The 20,674-nt window shown below is 35.5% G+C and carries 12 protein-coding genes; 4 read left to right on the forward strand and 8 right to left on the reverse strand.

Annotated features, from left to right (window positions below):
* Positions 1 to 12: 12 nt before the first annotated feature.
* From OLM57_RS03360 to OLM57_RS03390, 7 genes are all read right to left on the reverse strand, one after another.
* On the reverse strand, positions 13 to 2,439 hold the full coding sequence (locus OLM57_RS03360) for a DUF4982 domain-containing protein (protein ID WP_264565827.1): 2,427 nt from the start codon (positions 2,437 to 2,439) through the stop codon (positions 13 to 15).
* A 45-nt stretch (positions 2,440 to 2,484) separates the two neighbouring features.
* The gene (locus tag OLM57_RS03365; protein WP_264565828.1) at positions 2,485 to 3,519 is read right to left on the reverse strand and encodes an arabinogalactan endo-beta-1,4-galactanase; all 1,035 of its coding nucleotides are present in this window, start codon (positions 3,517 to 3,519) and stop codon (positions 2,485 to 2,487) included.
* A 6-nt stretch (positions 3,520 to 3,525) separates the two neighbouring features.
* Positions 3,526 to 4,620, reverse strand: a complete 1,095-nt coding sequence (locus OLM57_RS03370) for an arabinogalactan endo-beta-1,4-galactanase (protein ID WP_264565829.1) — start codon at positions 4,618 to 4,620, stop codon at positions 3,526 to 3,528.
* Positions 4,621 to 4,633: 13 nt separating this feature from the next.
* Positions 4,634 to 5,686, reverse strand: a complete 1,053-nt coding sequence (locus tag OLM57_RS03375) for an aldose epimerase family protein (protein WP_264565830.1) — start codon at positions 5,684 to 5,686, stop codon at positions 4,634 to 4,636.
* Between the two features lie 273 nt (positions 5,687 to 5,959).
* A complete protein-coding gene (locus tag OLM57_RS03380) occupies positions 5,960 to 7,018 on the reverse strand; it encodes a SusE domain-containing protein (RefSeq protein WP_264565831.1) in 1,059 nt (352 codons plus the stop codon).
* A 32-nt stretch (positions 7,019 to 7,050) separates the two neighbouring features.
* Positions 7,051 to 8,658, reverse strand: coding sequence for a RagB/SusD family nutrient uptake outer membrane protein (locus tag OLM57_RS03385; RefSeq protein ID WP_264565832.1), 1,608 nt, complete (start codon positions 8,656 to 8,658; stop codon positions 7,051 to 7,053).
* 10 nt (positions 8,659 to 8,668) lie between these two features.
* On the reverse strand, positions 8,669 to 11,611 hold the full coding sequence (locus tag OLM57_RS03390) for a SusC/RagA family TonB-linked outer membrane protein (RefSeq protein WP_264565833.1): 2,943 nt from the start codon (positions 11,609 to 11,611) through the stop codon (positions 8,669 to 8,671).
* 404 nt (positions 11,612 to 12,015) lie between these two features.
* On the opposite strand from OLM57_RS03390, the gene OLM57_RS03395 reads away from it, so the two are divergent.
* The 3 genes from OLM57_RS03395 to fsa all read left to right on the forward strand — a co-directional run bounded on the left by OLM57_RS03395 (position 12,016) and on the right by fsa (position 16,189).
* A complete protein-coding gene (locus OLM57_RS03395; protein WP_264565834.1) occupies positions 12,016 to 13,014 on the forward strand; it encodes a GntR family transcriptional regulator in 999 nt (332 codons plus the stop codon).
* Positions 13,015 to 13,407: 393 nt separating this feature from the next.
* Complete coding sequence (locus OLM57_RS03400; RefSeq protein WP_264565835.1) at positions 13,408 to 15,462, forward strand: transketolase family protein; 2,055 nt, start codon at positions 13,408 to 13,410, stop codon at positions 15,460 to 15,462.
* A 70-nt stretch (positions 15,463 to 15,532) separates the two neighbouring features.
* Complete coding sequence (fsa, locus tag OLM57_RS03405; protein ID WP_264565836.1) at positions 15,533 to 16,189, forward strand: fructose-6-phosphate aldolase; 657 nt, start codon at positions 15,533 to 15,535, stop codon at positions 16,187 to 16,189.
* 93 nt (positions 16,190 to 16,282) lie between these two features.
* Here the strand turns inward: fsa and OLM57_RS03410 are convergent, their stop codons facing one another.
* Complete coding sequence (locus OLM57_RS03410; protein ID WP_264565837.1) at positions 16,283 to 16,972, reverse strand: NUDIX hydrolase; 690 nt, start codon at positions 16,970 to 16,972, stop codon at positions 16,283 to 16,285.
* 644 nt (positions 16,973 to 17,616) lie between these two features.
* Here OLM57_RS03410 and OLM57_RS03415 point away from each other — a divergent pair.
* Complete coding sequence (locus OLM57_RS03415; RefSeq protein WP_264565838.1) at positions 17,617 to 20,667, forward strand: SusC/RagA family TonB-linked outer membrane protein; 3,051 nt, start codon at positions 17,617 to 17,619, stop codon at positions 20,665 to 20,667.
* The last annotated feature ends 7 nt before the right edge of the window (positions 20,668 to 20,674 follow it).

Below are 20,674 nucleotides of genomic sequence, written 5' to 3' on the forward strand. Positions count from 1 at the left end.
TTTTGATTTTTTTTATTTCTCAGATACCAAGTTCAATTTACCACTCTTAAGCCCGGCTCCGCTTACTTCTAGTTTTACATCACCAACAGTTGTTGTCGATTTTACAAGCACTACCAGTTTTCCACTAAAAAGTTTCATGGTATCTTTATGAAACATTTCGAGTGAAGTGGCATCGCCATTGCAGGCAGCCCTGTAAGTACCTGCTCCTGTAACCTTAAATTTTAACTGGTTGGTCGCCGTTGGGCAAGGAATTCCATTTTTATCCACTACAGATACGGTTACGAAAGATATATCTTCACCATCGGCAGAAATTGTTTTCCTGTCCGCATCCAAAACAATTTGATAAGGCTTGCCGGCAGTATGTATTTCTTCTTCAGCAACAGCTTTATCATTGTCATCAAAAGCCACCACTTTTACGGTTCCTGGCTCATATTTTACATCCATCCACATCAAGCGGTAGCGATTCTGTGGTGTGTTTTTATTTTTTTTCTGTACTCCCATGCTTTTACCATTTACAAAAAGTTCAGCGCTGTTGTAGTTTGTATAAACAAAAACGGGGGTTGTCTGTCCTTCTCTTCCTTCCCAGTTCCAATGCGGCAAGATATGAAGAGTTGGTTTCTCCGTGTTCCAACGGCTACGGTATAAATAATAGCGATCTTTAGGCAAACCGGCCAAATCGTTAATTCCAAAATAAGAACTTCGAGAAGGCCACATTTCATCGTAAGGCGTGGGTTCTCCTAAATAATCAAAACCAGTCCAAACAAACTCGCCAATTACCCAAGGTTTATCATCTTGAAGCACAAAATCTTCATCAGGTACATTAGACCAGCTACAGGCTTCCAAATCATAAGAGGAAGATTGAAAATCTGGATATTGTTTCATTTTTTCTTGAACCACAGGGAATTTATAAATCCCTCTAGAACTAACAGTCGAAGCTGTTTCTGAACCTAAAATAAACCCTTGCGGAAATTTATTAAATGCCTCATCATATAAATGCACACGATAATTCAACCCCGGAACATCGAGCAAAGCTCCAAAACCAGATTCCATAGTCGCTTTTACCTGATCCATACCAACAGTTACCGGACGTGTCGGGTCTTCTCTATGAAATATTTCCTGCAGCCATTTGGCGCGCTTCACTCCAGCTTCTCCCCATTGATCCGGCACTTCATTTCCGGCGCTCCACATTACAATAGAAGGATGATTTCGTGTTGCCTGCACCAAATTCACGATATCTTTTTCGGCATATTCATCAAAAAAACGATGGTACCCATTTTCTACTTTTGGCTTTGCCCATTCATCAAAACTCTCTGCCAAAAATAGAAAGCCCATTTCATCCGCCAATTCAAGCTGCTCGAAGGAAGGCATATTGTGCGAACTGCGAATCGCATTACAACCCATATCTTTTAAGATGGTCATTTGCCTGCGCAACGCCGCTTTATTTACTTCAGCTCCAAGGGGACCAAGATCATGGTGAAGACAAACTCCTTTAAATTTGGTTATCTTTCCATTAAGACTAAAACCTTTATTCGCCTCGTATTTTATTTCTCGAATTCCAAAAGGTGTTGAAATCTCATCTTTCAGTTCTTTTCCAACATACAATTGGGAAACTGCTTTATACAAATAAGGAGTTTCGGGACTCCATAATTTTGGCTTTTCTACTTTTATATTTTGATCGAACTCTTTTCCGAATGGTATAGTCGATTCCTCTGAATTTAGTTTCTTTCCTTCGGCATCAAAAATGGTGGTGACCAAACGAGTGTTTCCCCCAGAAACTTTTGTCTTAATATTCACTTTAGCCACTTCTTGACTGATAAAAGGAGTCGTAATAAACTGTCCCCATTGATCGATGCTTTCGTTGTTTTTTATAATAAGACTTACTTTTCGATACAAACCAGCACCAGGATACCAACGAGAAGCAAATTCTTTATTGGTTAATTTTACAGATAATGTATTGGCTCCTTCTTGTATAAATTGAGAAACATCGAAGTAAAAATAACTGTAGCCATAAGCCCATTCACCCACTTTTTTTCCGTTTAGATATACTTGAGGTTCGCTCATTGCGCCTTCAAAAAGCAGAATTATTTTTTTACCATCTGAATTTTTTGGCAATGTAAATGTATTGCGATACCAAGCGGTTCCAATATGGGGTAGAGCCCCTGTTCGTCCAGTTTTTTCGGTAGCAACATTTTCCCCGTTTTGAACAATGGCAACTTTCTGTATATCTACATTCTTATCAAATGGCCCGTAAATTGCCCAGTCATGCGGTACAGTTACAGATTCCCATTTCGAATCATTAAAATCTACTTTATATGCCTCTTCAAAATTGCCTTTTTGAAATTTCCAATTGGTATCTAACACTTTAATCTCACGTGTTTGAGACCAAGTCATTTGTGTGAATGTTAAAAACACAATCAGAAAACGTATCAATTTTTTCATTTTTAAACGGGTATAATTATTTTTTTATAGTTTCACTAATCAAAACTAATCTTTAAAAGCATCCAATGCCATAGACGGTTTCCCGTCTGATTTCCAAGCACTCAATTCATAGTGGCTCCATGATTTTGCACCTTCAGGTTCCCAATAAATGACACCTAGACCTTTGTTATTTGGCACTGCTTTTACTGCTTTTATAACAGCAACTAACATGTCATACGTGTTTTGTTCCTGCGTATCAATACCGCCCACCTCAACAACCATAACCTCTTTGTCATATCGAGCCGCCATGTCTTTTAGATTATTGGCCAAATCGGCAATATTTTCTTTATAATCGCTTTTAATCCAAAATGGGTAATAGGATAATCCAATTACATCATACTTTACATTATTGGTTTTCGCATTATCAAAGAACCATCTGAATTTTTTACTATTATTTCCTTCATCCAAGTGAACAATTACTTTGATCTTTGGGTCAATTGCTTTGGTCGCTTCGTATCCCTTATTGAGTAATTGTGCCAATTGACTGAAGTTGTCAGTACTTCCTTCCGGCCATAGCATACCGCCCGGAATTTCATTCCCCACTTGCACCCATTCTGGTGTAACTCCTGCCTTTTTTAACGCTTTCAAAACATCTTCAGTATGTAAATAAACATCATTCAGTAATTCTGAGAAAGTATGATTCTTCCATTCCAACGGTTTGTTTTGTTTCCCTGGATCTGCCCAAGAATCGCTGTAATGAAAATCAATCATGATGCGCATTCCCATTTTTTGGGCACGAACGGCCATGGCTACTGTTTCTTCTTTACTGCAATGTCCGCTTGCTTTGTCATTTGAAGGATTTACCCAAACTCGCAATCTGATTGTATTCATTCCACGGTCTTTCAACAATTGCAAGCAATCTTTTTTGGATCCATCTGCATCATAAAATTGATATCCGGTCGCTTCCATTTGTGGCAACCAGCCTACATCTGCTCCTTTTGCAAAAGCATCTTCTTTGGGCTTATCTACATTTTTATTGGTAGTGCAACAAGAAAAAACTACGGCAGAAAGAATGGCTAATGAAAATAATATCTTTTTCATTGTATTTTAATTTAAATTAAAAGCTTGTAAAACAGGCAATGCTTTATTATCAAAATCATAGAATGCTTGGTTTTCAAAAGTTGAACCATTCTTTGCTTCTTTTCCTTTGAACGAAATCCACTCACCACCCCAATAGGCAAATCCAATTCCGCTTTGTGAGATTTTTACAAGATTTTTGATGGCCAGCAAATAACTTTTTTGCCCTTCGGGTGTTGCTGGATAACCAGAAACCAATTGATTATCTGCTCCAACTATATTATTCGTCCAATCATTCCAAAGTAAAGTAAATGGATAAGCTGTTTCGGCAATAAGTACTTTTTTTCCAAATTTACTTCCCAAAGCATCAATCGTACTTTTTACAACAGCTAAATCTTTACCGTGCCAAACCGGATAATAGGAAAGTCCAATATAATCGTAATCGACACTTTTTACTTTGGTAAAAAACCAATCCGTATCCGATGCATTTACTCCGGCATAGTGAATCATGATTTTGGTTTTTGGTGCTTTGCTTCTAATGGTGGCGCTCGCAGTCGACAACAACGCAATACATTGTGCTTCCTGATTAATCAAATGTCCTTGAGGCCATAGTAAACCACTGTTTATTTCATTACCAATTTGAATAATATCAGGATTAATTTCTGTTATAATAGTAGATGTGTAAGTGGCAACTGCCGTTTTCAAATCGGCAAAAGATAAATTTTTCCATTCATCGGGAGTTGTTTGGGCTGCTGGATCTGCCCAAGTATCAGAATAATGAACAGTAAGCCAAACTTTCAGACCTGCTTGTTTGACACGAGCGGCAAGTGCTTTTACTTCTGCCAATCCCGAATGTCCATTGGTTGGGTTTTTCCACAAACGAATTCGGATCGTATTACAACCTGCATTTTTCAGCGTGGTAAGCATGTCTTCGGCTTTGCCGTTATTGTAGAAAACGGTTCCTGTGCTTTCGATCTCAGGAAGGAAAGAAATATCGGCAGCTCTAATAAAATCATCTGTCACAACTGGTGGAGTAACCGGTGTATCAGGAGAATCACTACTTGAGCAAGCCAATTGAATAGCTAAAATACCGAAAAGTGATAATAAGGTTAAGACTTTCTTCATGATGGATTGAAATTTAGAATGATTGAAATTTATAAATTGTATTATGGGTATATTCGGCTCCTTTTTTGAGAACGGCACTCGGGAAATTTTGATTGTTTGGTGCATCTGGATAATTTTGGGTTTCAAAACAAATTCCGCTTAATGGATGATAATCGGCATTTGCTTTCCCTTTTATAGCATTAAAACAATTTCCGCCAACGTAGATATGCACTCCAGGCTGATTGGTGTAAACAGTCATTTTTAAATTATTCTTTTTATTAAAAAGAGAAGCTGCAAATTCATCTTTTCGATCCAAAACAAAAGTATTGTCTATTTTGGAAGGACATTTTTTTGGGGCAAAAAAATCGAAGTCGGTATTTTCTATTTCCAAAAACCTACCAGTTGGGATGTTTTCAACTGAAGTTTCCAGCATTCGATGGGTATTTACTATTAATTCTTGGTCTAAAACATTGGATAAATGACCGTCCAGATTAAAATAACTATGGTGTGTCAAATTTACCACGGTATCTTCTGTAGTCTTGGCGCTATATTCAATAATCAATTCGTTTTCTTTGGATAGCGTATACGTAAGTTCAACCTCAAGTTTTCCTGGATAATTCTCTTCACCTGCAGGGCTGGAATAGGTCAAGGTTATTGATGATTTTTTGCCTGAATGTATATCTTTGACGGTCCAAACTTTTTGGCTGAACCCAATAGCGCCTCCGTGCAAAGAGTTATCATTGTCGTTTTTATTCAAAATAATTTTTTTTCTGTTCAAACTAAAAGTACTTTTATAAATCCTACCGGCATATCTTCCTACGGTGGCTCCCATATAAGGAGGACTCGGCAGATTAAACGATTGTATATAAGATTCTAAACTATCAAAACCCAAAACAACATCAACCATTTCGCCATTTTTCAAAGGCATTTCCAATTTAGTTATTGTTGCTCCATAGGTGATTACTTTTAATTTCATTCCATTTTTATTGGATAATTCGTAAGCGTATATGGCAGTACCATCTGGCATCAAACCAAACAAATCCTTTGTAGAAGTAGTCTTAATTTGTGAATTGCGTTTTATTTCCATTGTTTTATTATGAAATTTGAAATTCAAATGTAAAACAAAATTTAAATTATACATACCAGTACCTACCAGTTTGTTTGTCTTTAAAAAAAAACCTCGGATGCTACACATTCGAGGTTTTTTTTGAGTTTCTATCCCGATAGCTATCGGGACTGAGATGCTGAGTCACTAAGATTAAAAATAGAAATTTAGAAAATGCTAAATATAACATAAGTTGCAAATTATTATTTGCTTAAAAATCTCAGAAACTTAGTCACTCAGAAACTTAGCAACTTTTTAAAGCGCTGGAATTAACATATATCTCTGATCTATATCATCAAACCAAATATCGTATTTACCTGGTTCAACATGGATATCAGCTCCAGCACTATCACCAATCCAAGTAGTGTCGGCAAGAAATTTAAATTTCCCTGCGGTTGTAAATGTATAAGTGATTTTCCAGATATGAGCATTAAAAGATGACTTAGTCATGGGAACACTAGTTCCCCAATTATCTAATGGTGCTGCGTCTCCAATGATACCAACAGTAGCATAAGTTGTCATAGTTCCTGTATAAGGAGCAATGGTATAAGTCAATGCTTTTAGATCAATAGCAAAAGTATAATATCCAGCAGCTGTAGTTGGGAAAAGTCCTGGATCTGAATCACTTTCAGTTGCTCTGTATTGTGCTTTATCTCCATTTGCACCATACATTGGCGCCCAAAACCCAGTTTGTTCAAGTAATTTAAATCCACCGGCATTAAAATAACCTGTATAATATTGTTTTTCAGGAGCTGCTGGATCTCTGAAAATTGGCATAACAGCCAAATTTGCATCCCATCCTGCAGAAGTTCCTGGGCCAATTAAATATAACTCTTTTGAAGGAAAAACTCCTGCATAAGGTGTCACAATAATTGTTATTGGTGTAGAAAGTTTTGGCTCTGAACCTGTAGTGCCAACTGTTGATTTAATCCTAATATCGATTGTTCCTTGTTCGTCTGGAAGCAAACCTAAATCTAATGCTTTTGCATTCAATTCTGCAACACTCATTGTTGTATGTGTAGTTGTCAAAGTAGCAATATCTACAGGAGTTGCAAATTCGGTATTACTTGCTGCAATTTGAATCGTGTAACTTACAATAGTTGGAGTTCCATAATCTACCGGCTCCCAAGTTAAAGTTATAGCCGTATTGTTTGGAGTATCTTCATTTAATACAATTGTAGCACCAGTGTCTGGAGTAATAATAGCAAAATCTTCTGCTTGAGGCTCCAAAATCATTAAATTTTCTTCGTTTTCGCATGACCACATCCCTAGGATAAGAGCCACTGCAATAAAATATTTGAATATATTTTTCATGTTTTTATATTTTTATAATGTTAGTATATTTTTTAGTAACCCGTGTTTTGAGTTAAATTATGGTTCGCTCCTAATGAACCAACTGGAATAGGAAAAACGTTCATATACAAAGGAATCGAAATTCCGGTTGAAGCATTTCCTTTCCAAGCCCAGTTGTATGAACCACCCGTATATTTACCAAAACGGATTAAGTCTTGTCTTCTATGTGCTTCCCAATGCAACTCACGCGCTCTTTCGTCAATTAAGAAATCAAGCGTCAAATCGGTTGCGGTGATATTCCCAACAGTCGAACCGTTATTGGCTCTTTTTCTCAAATCATTTACATAAGTCAATGCTTGAGTTGCATCTCCGTTACCGCCTCTCAAGGTTGCTTCGGCATACATCAAATACACATCGGCCAAACGGAATAACGGAAAATCAGTATCGGCATAAGTAGAACTACTTCCAGCTGCGCCAGTTGAAGTTTTATTAGAATATTTAGACAAAATATACCCTTGCGTTTTCACTCCAAGATCAGCAATATCAATAGGTCTTTGTTTTGATGGATCACCTTGAACACCAGTGCCAATTGTTTTACGAGTATCTTGATTAAATTTTCCACCATCAAATTTTTGAGCAAATTGTTTTCTAATTCGAAGTGCGCCACTCCAACCACCAATACCAAAATCGGAACCGTTATTTTCCCAAGCGCCAATCTGACCATTGGTCAAAACTGTAGTTGCTCCCCAGTTTTGAGAAACCACTCCATCCGATTGTATGCTGAAAATCATTTCTTCGGAGGTATTGTTATCTGCTTTAAAATTATCCAAGTATTTTGGTTTTAAGGAATACCCGCTAGCGATAATTTCTTTACACTTAGTCACACAATCATTATAGCGATTTGTTTTAATATACACTTCGGCATTCAAATAAATTTTAGCCAATATCATATTTGCCATTCCTTGATCTACTCTACCATATACGTTGGTACGTGCTGGTTTCAAGTCTGGAAGAACGGCAAGCAATTCAGTTTCAACAAAATCAAACAATTGCTTTCTAGTAAATTCCGGGCCTGCAAAATTTATAGGATCATTTTCGGTGTACATCGGTGCTTTTCCAAACAAATCCATCATATTGTAATACGCATACGCACGCAATACTCGAACTTCTTTTCTGTACAGCGCAATTTCGGCTAGTTTTGCAGCAGCTGTAATCCCTCTTGACTGTAATTTTTCGGGAGTACTTTGGCGCAAAAACTCATTGGCGTACGCCACCGAAGCCATTGTTCTACTGTACATTCCTAAAATAATAGGGTTGGATGCCGTCCAAATGTTTCTTTGTAACTCGGCAGTACCTTCGTCAGCTTCATAACTCCAAACCAATTCGTCTGTAGTTAAATCCTGCAAATACAATAAGCATCTAGTAAACTGGCTTGTTCCGGCATCTACTCCTTCTAGCGAAGAGTTATTTGGACCAATAACCCCTGTCAAAGTAAGATTGCCATATACTCCGGCCAACGCTTTTTGATAGCCATCTGGAGAAGCATATAAGGCATCCGAAGACAAAACATCGTCATCTTTGGACACTACATTCATGTCGTCGGTGCAGGATTGAAGTACTGTTGTGAGTACTAAAACGCAAATAAATATATATTTTTTCATAACTACCTTTTTAAAATTTTAAATTAAGACCAAACAATATGGAGCGTTGTCTTGGATAAATTGTTTTATCAACGCCATTGTTTGTGATTTCAGGATCTAAGCCAGTATATTTTGTAATTACAAATGCATTTTGAACTCCTGTTGACACTCTTAAAGTAGCTTTGTCATTGACCCAATTCGTCAAAGTATATCCAAAAGTGATATTGTCCATTTTTAAGAAAGAGGCATTTTCTATATAAATATCAGATAACACTACATTTGATGTCGTTTGGAAATTTGTATTTAATATTGAAGAAGGCACATTACTTAGAACACCTCCGTTTTCCATAGAATCATATTGTGCTCTTGAGGCATCTACGGCATTAAAAACTCTGTTTCCAACACTAGCTCTTAAATTGAATGAAAAATCAAAATGTCTATAATTCATTGTAGAAGCAAAACCTAAATTGACGTCTGGATCTGGATTGTTATAGATGTATTTGTCTGAGTTGTTTTTGATGTTGTCTCCATTCAAATCAGCAAAAGCTCCGTCAATCGGCTTACCTGCTGTGTCATACAATTGTTTGTAAACATAAAATGAATAAGGAGTATAACCTTCGCTAAATATTTGACCTGGAGTTCCTGTACCGGCAATATTGTCTCCTAGCAAAATATCGGTTCCATTTACCAAATCTTTAATTCTTCTTTCATATTTTGCCACTGTAAAATTCACATTCCAATTGAAATTTTCTGATTTAAGTACAATTGCGTTTAGCATAAATTCTATCCCTTTGGTCGTAAAAGAACCAACATTTTGATACACTCGATTTGAAAAATTACTACCATCCGAAATTGCCGCATTTACCAATAAATCTTTTGATTCTTTATAATAAACATCTACTGCTCCAGAGATACGATTGTCCCAAAGTCCAAAATCGACTCCTATGTCAGAAATAGAGGTTTGTTCCCATTTTAAATCTTTCGTTCTTTTGCTGGAAAGCGCAACGGGTATGGCTGTTGTTCCAAAATAATATTGAGAATTCCCGCCTCCAATTTCATATTTTTCCAAATATCCGTTTGGCTCAGGAATATCCTGTTGCCCAGTAACACCATAACTTATTCTTAATTTCAAATCAGAAACTGTGTTGCTTTCTTTAAAAAAGTCATCTTTTATTTTCCATCCAAAAGCTGTTGCCGGAAAATTACCCCAACGATTTTGTTCTTCAAATCGAGAAGAACCATCTCTTCTATAAGACAAAGTCAATAAGTATTTGTCTTTGAAATTGATGTTGGCTCTTCCAAATAGACCTAACAAAACCACATCGGTATCATAAGAGTATTCTGGAAATGTTGATGGTAAATCTGGGTTCAAAACGTTACCGGTTTCGAATCTGTAACTTTCGAATTTTTGATACGAGTATCCAGCAGTCAGATCAAAATTGAAATCGCTGACCGTTTTGTTATAGGCCAAATAAGTATCCAACAATTTATTTCTTTTGGTCGCTTCTGTGTACTCGTTTGTACCATAAGGAATATTATTGTTTGATGGTGCAGAACCTGCATCATCACTAACCAATCTTGTTCTATCTCCATTCGATTCGTCAAACCCAACATTGACAACCGCTCTTAATTCTGGTAGGAAGTGAAGTTTATAATCGATTTCAAAATTTCCAAAAGTTCTTTTACTAGTTCCTCTATCATTTGTCATCAACAATTGAGCCACTGGATTTCTGGCGGCTGTAGAGATCAACGGATATTTCCCATTGCTATTGATTCCAGAGGTGTATTCAAAGAAACCTCCATAAGGTGCACCTTCCACTCTAACCGGTTGTGTTGGGTCAAAACCAATAGCCGCTCCCTCTACTCCATCGGTAAACCTATTTTTTTCATCGGCATAATTAACCGCCAATTTCAATTTCAGATGGTTTTCAAAAAAGGCAGGATTCATAACAAGGCCTAGCGTATTTCGTTTAAAATTATTGGTAATTCTCAATCCCTGTTGATCTGTGTTACCCAAAGTTAAACTCGTTGGAACAACACCAAGCAAGTTTCCTCGTACTGACAAATTCTGATCTACATACCCAGTATTTCTATAAATTTCTTTTTGCCAATCGGTATTTGCAGTTCCCAATTTACCCACATCTCCAGGTCTTTTCTCAGCTATGAGCGCTCTATATTCGTCGGCACTAAATACATCTACAGTATTAACCAACTTTCCCGCTCCATAAAGAACATTATAGTCAATGGCCAAAGTTTTTGTCCCTTTTTTGGTGGTAATAATAATCACTCCATTAGAGGCGCGAGAACCATAAATTGCCGATGCCGAAGCGTCTTTTAATACCACAATAGATTCCACTGTACTTGGATTCAAAGAAGCTAAAAATGAAGAAGACCCTGTATTGGTCGCATTGTCCAAAGGCAATCCATCTACAACAATAAGAGGATCATTACTGGCAAAAAGAGAACTCCCTCCACGTATTCTCATTTCAGATTTACCACCAGGAGCACCTGTAGAATTTACAGTCAAACCCGCTACTCTTCCCTTGAATAAATCTTCGGTAGTTACATTGGCTCCTTTATTAAAATCCTTTGCGCCTAATGCTACGACTGCCCCGGTTGCATCTTTCTTTTTCACAGTTCCATAACCAACCTGAATTTTAACTTCATTCAGTTGATTGGCTTCGGCTATAAGACTTATTGCAAGTGATTTTTGATTATTGAAAGTCACTATTTCATTTTTATATCCAATAAAAGAAAAAACGATCTTATCGCCTTGCTTCACATTTGGAATCTGAAATTTTCCGTCAAAATTGGTCGAAACACCATTCGTGACGCCTTGTACATTTACATTTACTCCCGACAAGGGTTGTCCAGAACCGCTGTCCAGAACAGTTCCGTTAAGGGCATTCTGCGAAAAAACACAAAACGGAAGCAGGAGAAATAAAAATAACAACTTCTTGTAAATTGTTTTCATACTTTTTTTAATTTAAATTGATTTTGGTTAGTTATTGATTCATGCATTGGGTATTATAAATATTATTTTTTTGTTCATTTCAACTGATATTGTACTCAGCTAACACGTTTTACTTTATAAAAAAATCAAACATCTCGCAATAAATATTTTAAGTCTGCTATTATTGATAATTTAACAATGATAGATTCCCTCTAATTACAGAAAAAAACAAGCAAAAACGAATCCCTTATCATATTGCGTATTTTTATAAAAAATCGCTATATAATTTGATTTAAAATAAGATAAATTCTTTTTTTGAATTGTTTTATTGTGAAATATGAAAATCAAAATTATGTGTTAAATACAAATTTCAATACCAGTACCTACCAGTTTTTTATATATTTGCATAAAAACCAACTTCAGCTATGAAAATTATTTCCATCCAAAACAACCTTGGCATACCAAAATACAAACAGATAATTCAATCGATTGAAAAAGCAATTGAGGAAGAAAAACTTACAAAAGGGGATCGGCTTCCATCGGTAAATAAAGTGTGTTTGGCCTTTTCATTATCCCGAGATACTGTCTTATTGGGATATGATGATCTCAAAAAAAGAGGAATTATTTTTGCCATTCCAGGCAAAGGATATTATGTGAAAAGTGTTGAAATCACTATAAAACAGAAAATATTTTTGCTCTTTGATGAGCTTAACATTTTTAAAGAAGATATCTATAATTCATTTTTAAAAAACATTGGCAAAAATGTACAAGTTGATATTTTCTTTCATCATTTTAATGTTCCGGTTTTTCAAAAATTGATAGATGATAGCAACGGAAATTATACCAAATATATCATTATGCCAACCAACTTAATCGATGTAGTTGCGATCATAAAAACCCTACCAGTAAATGATGTAATCATCTTGGATCAGACCAATGAAGATCTAAAATCATTTCCAGCCATTTACCAAAATCACAAAAAAGATATCTTCGAGGGTTTATCCAAAGGAAAATCAAGGCTAAACAAATACAGCAAACTCATCCTGATATTCCCGGGTTTTAGGGAACCTTTGGGAATGAAAACCGGTTTTGAGGATTTTTGCAACGAATTTTCTTTTGATTATGAAATCATTAATGAATTTACCGATAATGAAATAACTTTAGGATGTGTCTATGTTATTCCAAATGACCGAGATTTGGTTAGTGTAATTGAAAAAGCCAAACAAAAAAACCTAAAATTAGGAACCGATTTTGGAATCATTTCCTATAATGAAACTCCACTAAAAAAAGTAGTTTCGAATGGAATTACTACTATCTCCACCGATTTTACCACTATGGGAAAACTACTCGCCCAGATGGTTCTTACCGGGAAAAAAGAACAAATTGAAAATAAAAATGCTTTGATTATTAGGAATTCGTTGTAATGGGATAACTATAGTTCTTATCACAATTATTTAAATTGTTCCAATCGCAACAGAAGCTCTAAAGAAACAATTAAATGATAGTTTCTTTTTTTGTTTTTGTAAAACAAATTTAGTTATATTTGCAAATGTATTTTTTACACTTATTATTTTATTCTCCCTTATCCTCTCAAAAATAGTCAGTTATTACAGCCGGCAAATCGATATCAGAACAAAATAATAACCCTTTATTATTTGATTAAAGCAGCGAAGAAATTAAACCCAAACTGTTTTTAAACTAAAATTTGTTTCTGTACTCATTTAGAAAAAAATAATCATCCCATTTTGGAGTTGGTTTATTCAAAATCTAAAAAAGCAGCAATATCAATACCTCTATTACAACCAAATTAAAAAATTATGAATCACAAAATGGACCAATTAGCCGCAGACAACATAAGAGCTCTGGCTATTTCTATGGTAGAAAAAGCAAATTCAGGACACCCGGGAGGTGCCATGGGTGGAGCCGATTTTATGCATATTTTATACACTGAATATCTAAATTTTGATCCAACCCAAATGGATTGGCCTTTCAGGGATCGTTTCTTTATGGATGCGGGTCACCTATCGGCATTGATGTATGCTCAATATTATTTATTAGGAAATTACAAAAAAGAAGACGTTCAACAATTTAGACAATGGGGTTCTGTAACTCCAGGTCATCCTGAAGTTGATGTGTTAAGAGGAATCGAAAATACTTCGGGACCACTAGGACAGGGTCATACCATGGGAGTAGGAGCTGCCATTGCTGCCAAGTTTCTTGCAGCACGATTCAAAGGAATTTTCGATCATAAAATATATGGTTTTATTACTGATGGTGGAGTTCAGGAAGAAATTTCACAAGGAGCGGGAAGAATTGCCGGTCATTTGGGATTGAACAATTTTATAATGTTCTATGATTCGAATGATGTGCAACTTTCGTCTATGACCGACGAAGTTACCTCTGAAGATACCGCCATGAAATACCGAGCTTGGGGATGGAATGTGATTACCATAAACGGGCACGACCATTTGGAAATCCGAAAAGCATTGGACACAGCGAATCAAGAAACAGAAAAACCAACCTTAATTATTGGGAAAACCATAATGGGAAAAGGCTGCGTTACCGCAGATGGCGGAATGTATGAAGGCGAATGCGAATTGCACGGAAAACCAATTGGTGACACCAAAGCAGATTATACTAAAACACTTTTGAATTTAAAAGCAAATCCTGAAGATCCTTTCGCTGTTTTTGAAGAAGTAGCTGCACATTATACTCAAGTTTTAGCCCAAAAAACAAAAAAAGCAGTTCTGAAAAAAATGCAAATAGCCCAATGGGAAAAAGAAAATCCAACATTGGCACAAAAAATGCACGTTTTTTTATCCGGAGAATTACCCGAATTGGATTTGAGCAACGTTGTTCAAAAAGCCAATTCCGCCACTAGAGATGCATCTTCGGCAGTACTTGCTTATTTGGCAGAAAATGTAGAAAACATAATCGTTTCTTCGGCTGATTTATCGAACAGTGATAAAACCGATGGCTTCCTAAAAAAATCATCTGTACTGCAAAAAAATGATTTCAACGGAGCCTTTTTACAAGCTGGAGTTGCCGAATTGACTATGACTTCAATAGCCAATGGTATTGCCTTGCATGGTGGTGTGATTCCAGTTGTGGCGACGTTTTTCGTTTTCTCGGATTATATGAAACCTGCGATACGATTGGCTGCCATTCAAGAACTTCCGGTGAAATATGTATTAACACATGACTCTTTCCGTGTTGGTGAAGACGGACCAACACACCAACCAATCGAACAGGAAGCTCAAATACGTCTGTTGGAAAAAGTTAAAAACCATTCAGGACACCCGAGTTTACTGGCGTTGCGTCCAGCTGATGCAATAGAAACATCTGTGGCTTGGGATATGGCTTTGAAAAACACTAAAACGCCAACAGCTTTGATTCTTTCGAGACAAAACATTAAGGACATTCCGGCAAGCAAAACTTCGAGATATCAAGAAGCTTTGCAAGCTACAAAAGGTGGCTATTTGGTAAAAGAAACCCAAAATCCAGACATTACTTTAATAGCAAACGGATCGGAAGTATCGACACTTATTAATGCTGCGATGATTTTGGAAAAAGAGCATAATCTAAAAATAAATATAGCCTCCATAATTTCCGAAGGCCTATTTAAATCGCAACCCAAATCATACCAAGAAAGTATTATCCCGAAGGAAAAACTCGTTTTCGGTCTTACCGCCGGACTTCCTGTAAATCTTGAAGGATTGATAGGCGATAGCGGAAAAATAGTAGGATTGGACCATTTTGGTTATTCGGCACCAGCGAGCGTTTTGGACGAAAAATTTGGATTTACCAGCCAACATGTTTGTGCGGAAATACTAAAATATATTGAAGAAAGTGCTCAGATATTGAGCAATTAAAAAAACATTTAAAAACTCAGAATCTCAGTCCCGATAGCTATCAGGATAGATTCTCTAAAAAAACATACACATGAAATTTTTTATCGATACAGCAAATTTAAAAGACATCAAAGAAGCCAATGATTTAGGAATATTAGACGGCGTTACTACCAACCCCTCGCTAATGGCGAAAGAAGGAATCACGGGAGCCGACAATATTATTGCGCATTATGTAAAAATATGTGAATTGGTGGATGGCGACGTAAGCGCCGAAGTTATTTCGACTGATTTTAAAGGAATGGTTGCCGAAGGAGAAAAATTGGCAGCACTGCATTCGCAGATCGTGGTTAAAATCCCAATGATCAAAGACGGGATAAAAGCCATTAAATATTTTTCGAATAAAGGAATCAAAACCAACTGCACTTTAGTGTTTTCTGCAGGCCAGGCTTTACTTGCGGCCAAAGCCGGTGCTACTTATGTGTCGCCTTTCATTGGAAGACTTGACGACATTTCTACAGATGGGTTGACTCTTATAGAAGACATTAAATTGATTTATGACAATTATGGTTACGAAACCCAAATTCTTGCAGCTTCTGTTCGCCACGTTATGCATATTCTGAATTGTGCCAAAATTGGTGCCGATGTTATTACAGGTCCATTAAGCGCGATCGAAGGTTTGCTGAAACACCCGTTAACAGATAGTGGATTGGCAACATTCTTGGCTGATTATCAAAAAGGAAATAGCTAGGAATAACAATATTTTAATTCAACAAAAAAGGAAGCTTCTGCAATAGAAGCTTCCTTTTTTTATTTCTTTTTAAAACAAAATCTGTTTTACTTTTTAAAAATTTAAAGCAAAATGATTCAACAATTTGGCATCGTATTTCTCTTTATCAAAAGTATAGAGATAGGAACCTTTTCTGGAAGAAGTCATGTCTTTCTCGTCTAATTTTATCAAAATATCCAACGAATTAATTTTACTAATAAAATTTCGTTTATCAATTTCTTTGTCCAAAATCGATTCATAGAGCTTTAACAACTGACTCATTTTGAATTTTTCGGGTAAAAGTTCAAAACCAACTGGTCGCATTGAAGTTCTGTAACGCAGCCTTCTGATGGCATGAGCCAACATATTGTCGTGGTCAAAAATCAATTTTGGCACTTCAGAAACACTAAACCATTTCGCGTGATAGTTTTGAATCAGTTCGGCATTGTGGTTTTCAATATTTATCAGTGCATAATAAGCTACAGATATGGTTCTTTCCACCGGATCACGATCAATTTCGCTATAGGTATAAAGTTGCTCCATATAAATGTCCTGCAACCCTGTATAGGTATTTAATATTCTAATGGCTGCCGTATCCAGTACCTCTTCTTTTTTAAGAAACCCACCCATCAAAGACCATTTCCCTTTCTCGGGTTCAAAATCCCTTTTAATCAAAAGAATTTTTAAACCATCTTCATCAAAGCCGAAAATAATACAATCTACCGCTAGAAGGACTTTGTCTGCCGTACTATAACTATTTAGCATTTCTATTTATATTTTCAGTAAATATAAGAACTTCCTTAAAACTAACAAATTAATTTAATGTGGTTTTTACACTAATAAAAAAACAAAAAAGAGAAATTATGATTAAATATGTGATTATGCACATACAATGTTCTCTTTTTCTTTTTATACAAATCGTTTTGATAATCATTAAGTTACAAAATTTAAAAGCCACTATCTTTATTTCAACTTCTTTTTAAAAAGGCATTGCAACAATTAAGTGTTAAAATTACATTTAAATATGTTTTTTTTGCTTTTATGGCGCCAAAAATCAATTGAAAAACATCTCAAAAAGGAAAAAATAAATTCTAATGACCTATAAATTAATACACTAAATCTTATTTTTAATTTGTAAAATTGAAAATTGTGAAATTTTTTAAATTTTTTAAATTGGAGAAAAAAATAGAAACACAAAAACATTAATCATTGATTATCAATTAATTATAACTGACGAAAACGTTTTTTAATACTACAAAATACACAAATCTTTTCAATTTTCACTATATTTTAGGATATCCGTTTTTTTTCAAAGCTTTTTTTATCAGATTAATTTGTTTTTGTGCTTTTTTTTTATTTAAATTTACAAATGTAAAATATACACTTATAATTAACCAAAATCAATCAATATGACAACAAACCACCGATTATTTTTTTATTGCAATTTTCTATTGCCTAAAAAAGAATGGCTGCTAGCACTACTAGTTATGCTCTTTACTACATATAATGCATCGGCACAACAAGCCAATGTTATAAAAGGAACCGTAATTTCTGCTAAAGATTCTGCACCATTGCCAGGAGCAAATATTCTGATTAAAGGAACAAACATTGCTATTTCAACAGGATTTGATGGCGAATTCAGTATAAATGCAAAACCAAATGATATTCTTGTTATTAGTTTCTTAGGATTTGACACTCAAGAAGTAACCGTAGCAAACAGTGCAAAACTTACTATTTCTTTATTTGAAAGTTCAAACAAACTCAACGAAGTTGTTGTTATTGGATACGGAACACAACGCAAAGCCGATTTAACAGGATCTGTAAGTGTTATCAATACTGAAGAAGCTAAAAAAACTGTTACTTATGATATTGGAAAATTACTTCAAGGACAAGCTGCTGGTGTTACCGTACAATCTTCTGGTGAGCCTGGAGGATATGTAAATGTAAAAATTAGAGGGATTACTTCATTTTATAACAATAACCCCCTTTTTGTAATTGACGGAATGATTGTAGATGCCCCTGGGGATTTTTCAACTGGAGATGTTGAGTCCATGCAAGTATTAAAAGACGCATCGGCAGCCGCAATTTATGGTGCTCTTGGAGCCAATGGTGTTGTTATTATAACCACTAAAAAAGGAAAAAAAGGATCACTTGACATTAAATACAAATCACAATTTGGTGTTCAATCAGTAGCCAAAAGATGGGATGTTCTAAACAGAACGCAATACCAACAAACTACCAATGCTGCCGAAACTAATGCTGGAATAACTCTTGCGCCTGGAAATGACCCGTCAAGTCCTTATTTTATCAGCAATGTTGATACAGATTGGCAAGATGCATCGTTTAAAACTGGAACAATCAGTGACAATTCACTTACTCTTTCAGGCGGTGCCGAAAGCATGACCTATAATTTGAACGTTGATTATTTCAAAAACACTAGTTATGTTGATACTCCTCAAGACTACAAAAGAGCTACAACTACTTTGAATTTAGGTGGTAAAAAAGGAAAATTCACTTACGGTTCCAAAATTGGATACACACAATCAAACAAAAATATATTCAGTGAATACAATGCAGGAGAAACCGGTATTACCGATTTACTACAATCGATTCCTACAGTTCCTGTTTATGATGCAAATAACTTAGGCGGTTATGGCGGAGCAGTAAATGCAACCCAAAAAGCAATTATGTTGAATGTTATTGGATATAATAATTTGATCACAAACGAGGCACTTAGAAATCGCTTTATCGGTGATATCTGGGGACAATTTGAAATAATTGAAGGATTAAATTACAAATTTGACGCTAGTGCCGATATCTTAGACTGGCATGATAGATACTTTAATCCACCAAGTAACTTGGGATGGTATTATGTTACTGAACCTGCAGAGTCTCAATTAAGAGTTGCCGACGGTAATCGTACCAGAACTATTTTGAATAATATCCTTACTTATGCAAAACAAATTGGTAATAACAAATTTGACATTATGTTGGGTATGCTTCAGGAAAATAACGATTACTACAATCATTATTCTGCTGGGACAGGTTATCAACCAGGTGAGATAAGTGAGTTGCAATACGCTGACAAAACCGATTCGCAAGAATACAAAACTAAGCAAACAGGAAAATCATACATAAGCCGAATCAATTATAGCTATGATGACAGATATTTTATCCAAGCCAACTTTAGACAAGACAAAACATCTCTTTTTGCGCCAGAAAACAATACTGGGAATTTCTACTCCTTTTCTGGAGGTTGGAAATTCAGTAACGAAAAATTCATAAAATTACCAGAATGGATTAATAGTGCTAAACTTAGAGGAAGTTATGGTATTTTAGGAAACAATACATTAGGTGTATATAGCTATGCTTCTACAATTAATCCATTTGCTAATTATTTATTTGGAAATCCAGGTTCATTAGCCCCAGGAACTACCACAGTAGCGTCAACTGACCCTAATATAAAATGGGAAGATTCAAAACAATCTGATATTGGTCTTGATTTAGGATTGTTCAATAATAGATTACAGCTTACTGCCGAATATTTTGTAAAAGAATCTTCAGATCTTTTATTGAATTTACCACTTCCTTACTCTACAGGATCATTTCCTGCAAGTATTGTAACCAATGCTGGAACAGTTAGAAATAGTGGATATGAATTTACAGCAGTCTATAATAATAATGACCACGCTTTTAAGTACAGCATTAATGCCAATTTAGGAACTTTAAAGAATGAAGTACTAAAATTAGGCGAAAAAAATGATCCAATTTATGGTGCGGCTTCAAAAACGGAAGTAGGTAGATCTGTTGGAGAAATATTTGCTTATCAAACAGATGGAATTTTTCAAAATCAAGCAGAAATTGCCTCTTCTCCAACTCAAATTGGTGCAGCTCCTGGAGACATAAAATTTAAAGATGTTAACGGAGATGGTGCTATTACTGATGCTGATAGAACCTATCAAGGTGTTACCATACCCAAATACAGTTATGCTTTTGGATTTGACAGTTCATACAAAAACTGGGAATTTTCATTCTCTTGGATTGGATCTGGAGGAAACAAAGCATTTGATGCCACTTACCGTAATTTAATGTTAGGGCAATATGTAAATAGCAGTACAGATATTCTTAACTATTGGACGCCAACAAATACAAACACAAATATACCTCGCCCTGTTATTGGAGATCCAAATGCCAATAGTAGAGATTCGAACCGTTATGTTGAAAATGCAAGTTATTTGAAACTTCAAAATGTTCAAATTGGGTATAATATTCCTTTGCAAAACAACAACACTATAAAAAGTGCTAAATTATTTATTACTGGACAAAATCTTTGGACAATAACCAACTATAGAGGATATGATCCTGATTTTAATAACGAAGGTTTACTGTCAAGAGGATATGACCAAGGAGCATACCCAAATCCTATGTCTTTTATTTTAGGGGTAGATGTAGCTTTTTAAATAATTA

Origin of the sequence: Flavobacterium sp. N3904, from assembly GCF_025947305.1 — a bacterium.
GTDB lineage: Bacteria > Bacteroidota > Bacteroidia > Flavobacteriales > Flavobacteriaceae > Flavobacterium.

What these genes read in the sequence shown, in the direction of transcription:
- OLM57_RS03370 (WP_264565829.1), bottom strand. Translation starts at nt 4,620, where the DNA reads ATGAAGAAAGTCTTAACCTTATTATCACTTTTCGGTATTTTAGCTATT.
- OLM57_RS03380 (WP_264565831.1), bottom strand. Translation starts at nt 7,018, where the DNA reads ATGAAAAATATATTCAAATATTTTATTGCAGTGGCTCTTATCCTAGGG.
- OLM57_RS03360 (WP_264565827.1), bottom strand. Translation starts at nt 2,439, where the DNA reads ATGAAAAAATTGATACGTTTTCTGATTGTGTTTTTAACATTCACACAA.
- OLM57_RS03415 (WP_264565838.1), top strand. Translation starts at nt 17,617, where the DNA reads ATGACAACAAACCACCGATTATTTTTTTATTGCAATTTTCTATTGCCT.
- OLM57_RS03410 (WP_264565837.1), bottom strand. Translation starts at nt 16,972, where the DNA reads ATGCTAAATAGTTATAGTACGGCAGACAAAGTCCTTCTAGCGGTAGAT.
- OLM57_RS03395 (WP_264565834.1), top strand. Translation starts at nt 12,016, where the DNA reads ATGAAAATTATTTCCATCCAAAACAACCTTGGCATACCAAAATACAAA.
- fsa (WP_264565836.1), top strand. Translation starts at nt 15,533, where the DNA reads ATGAAATTTTTTATCGATACAGCAAATTTAAAAGACATCAAAGAAGCC.
- OLM57_RS03365 (WP_264565828.1), bottom strand. Translation starts at nt 3,519, where the DNA reads ATGAAAAAGATATTATTTTCATTAGCCATTCTTTCTGCCGTAGTTTTT.
- OLM57_RS03390 (WP_264565833.1), bottom strand. Translation starts at nt 11,611, where the DNA reads ATGAAAACAATTTACAAGAAGTTGTTATTTTTATTTCTCCTGCTTCCG.
- OLM57_RS03385 (WP_264565832.1), bottom strand. Translation starts at nt 8,658, where the DNA reads ATGAAAAAATATATATTTATTTGCGTTTTAGTACTCACAACAGTACTT.
- OLM57_RS03375 (WP_264565830.1), bottom strand. Translation starts at nt 5,686, where the DNA reads ATGGAAATAAAACGCAATTCACAAATTAAGACTACTTCTACAAAGGAT.
- OLM57_RS03400 (WP_264565835.1), top strand. Translation starts at nt 13,408, where the DNA reads ATGAATCACAAAATGGACCAATTAGCCGCAGACAACATAAGAGCTCTG.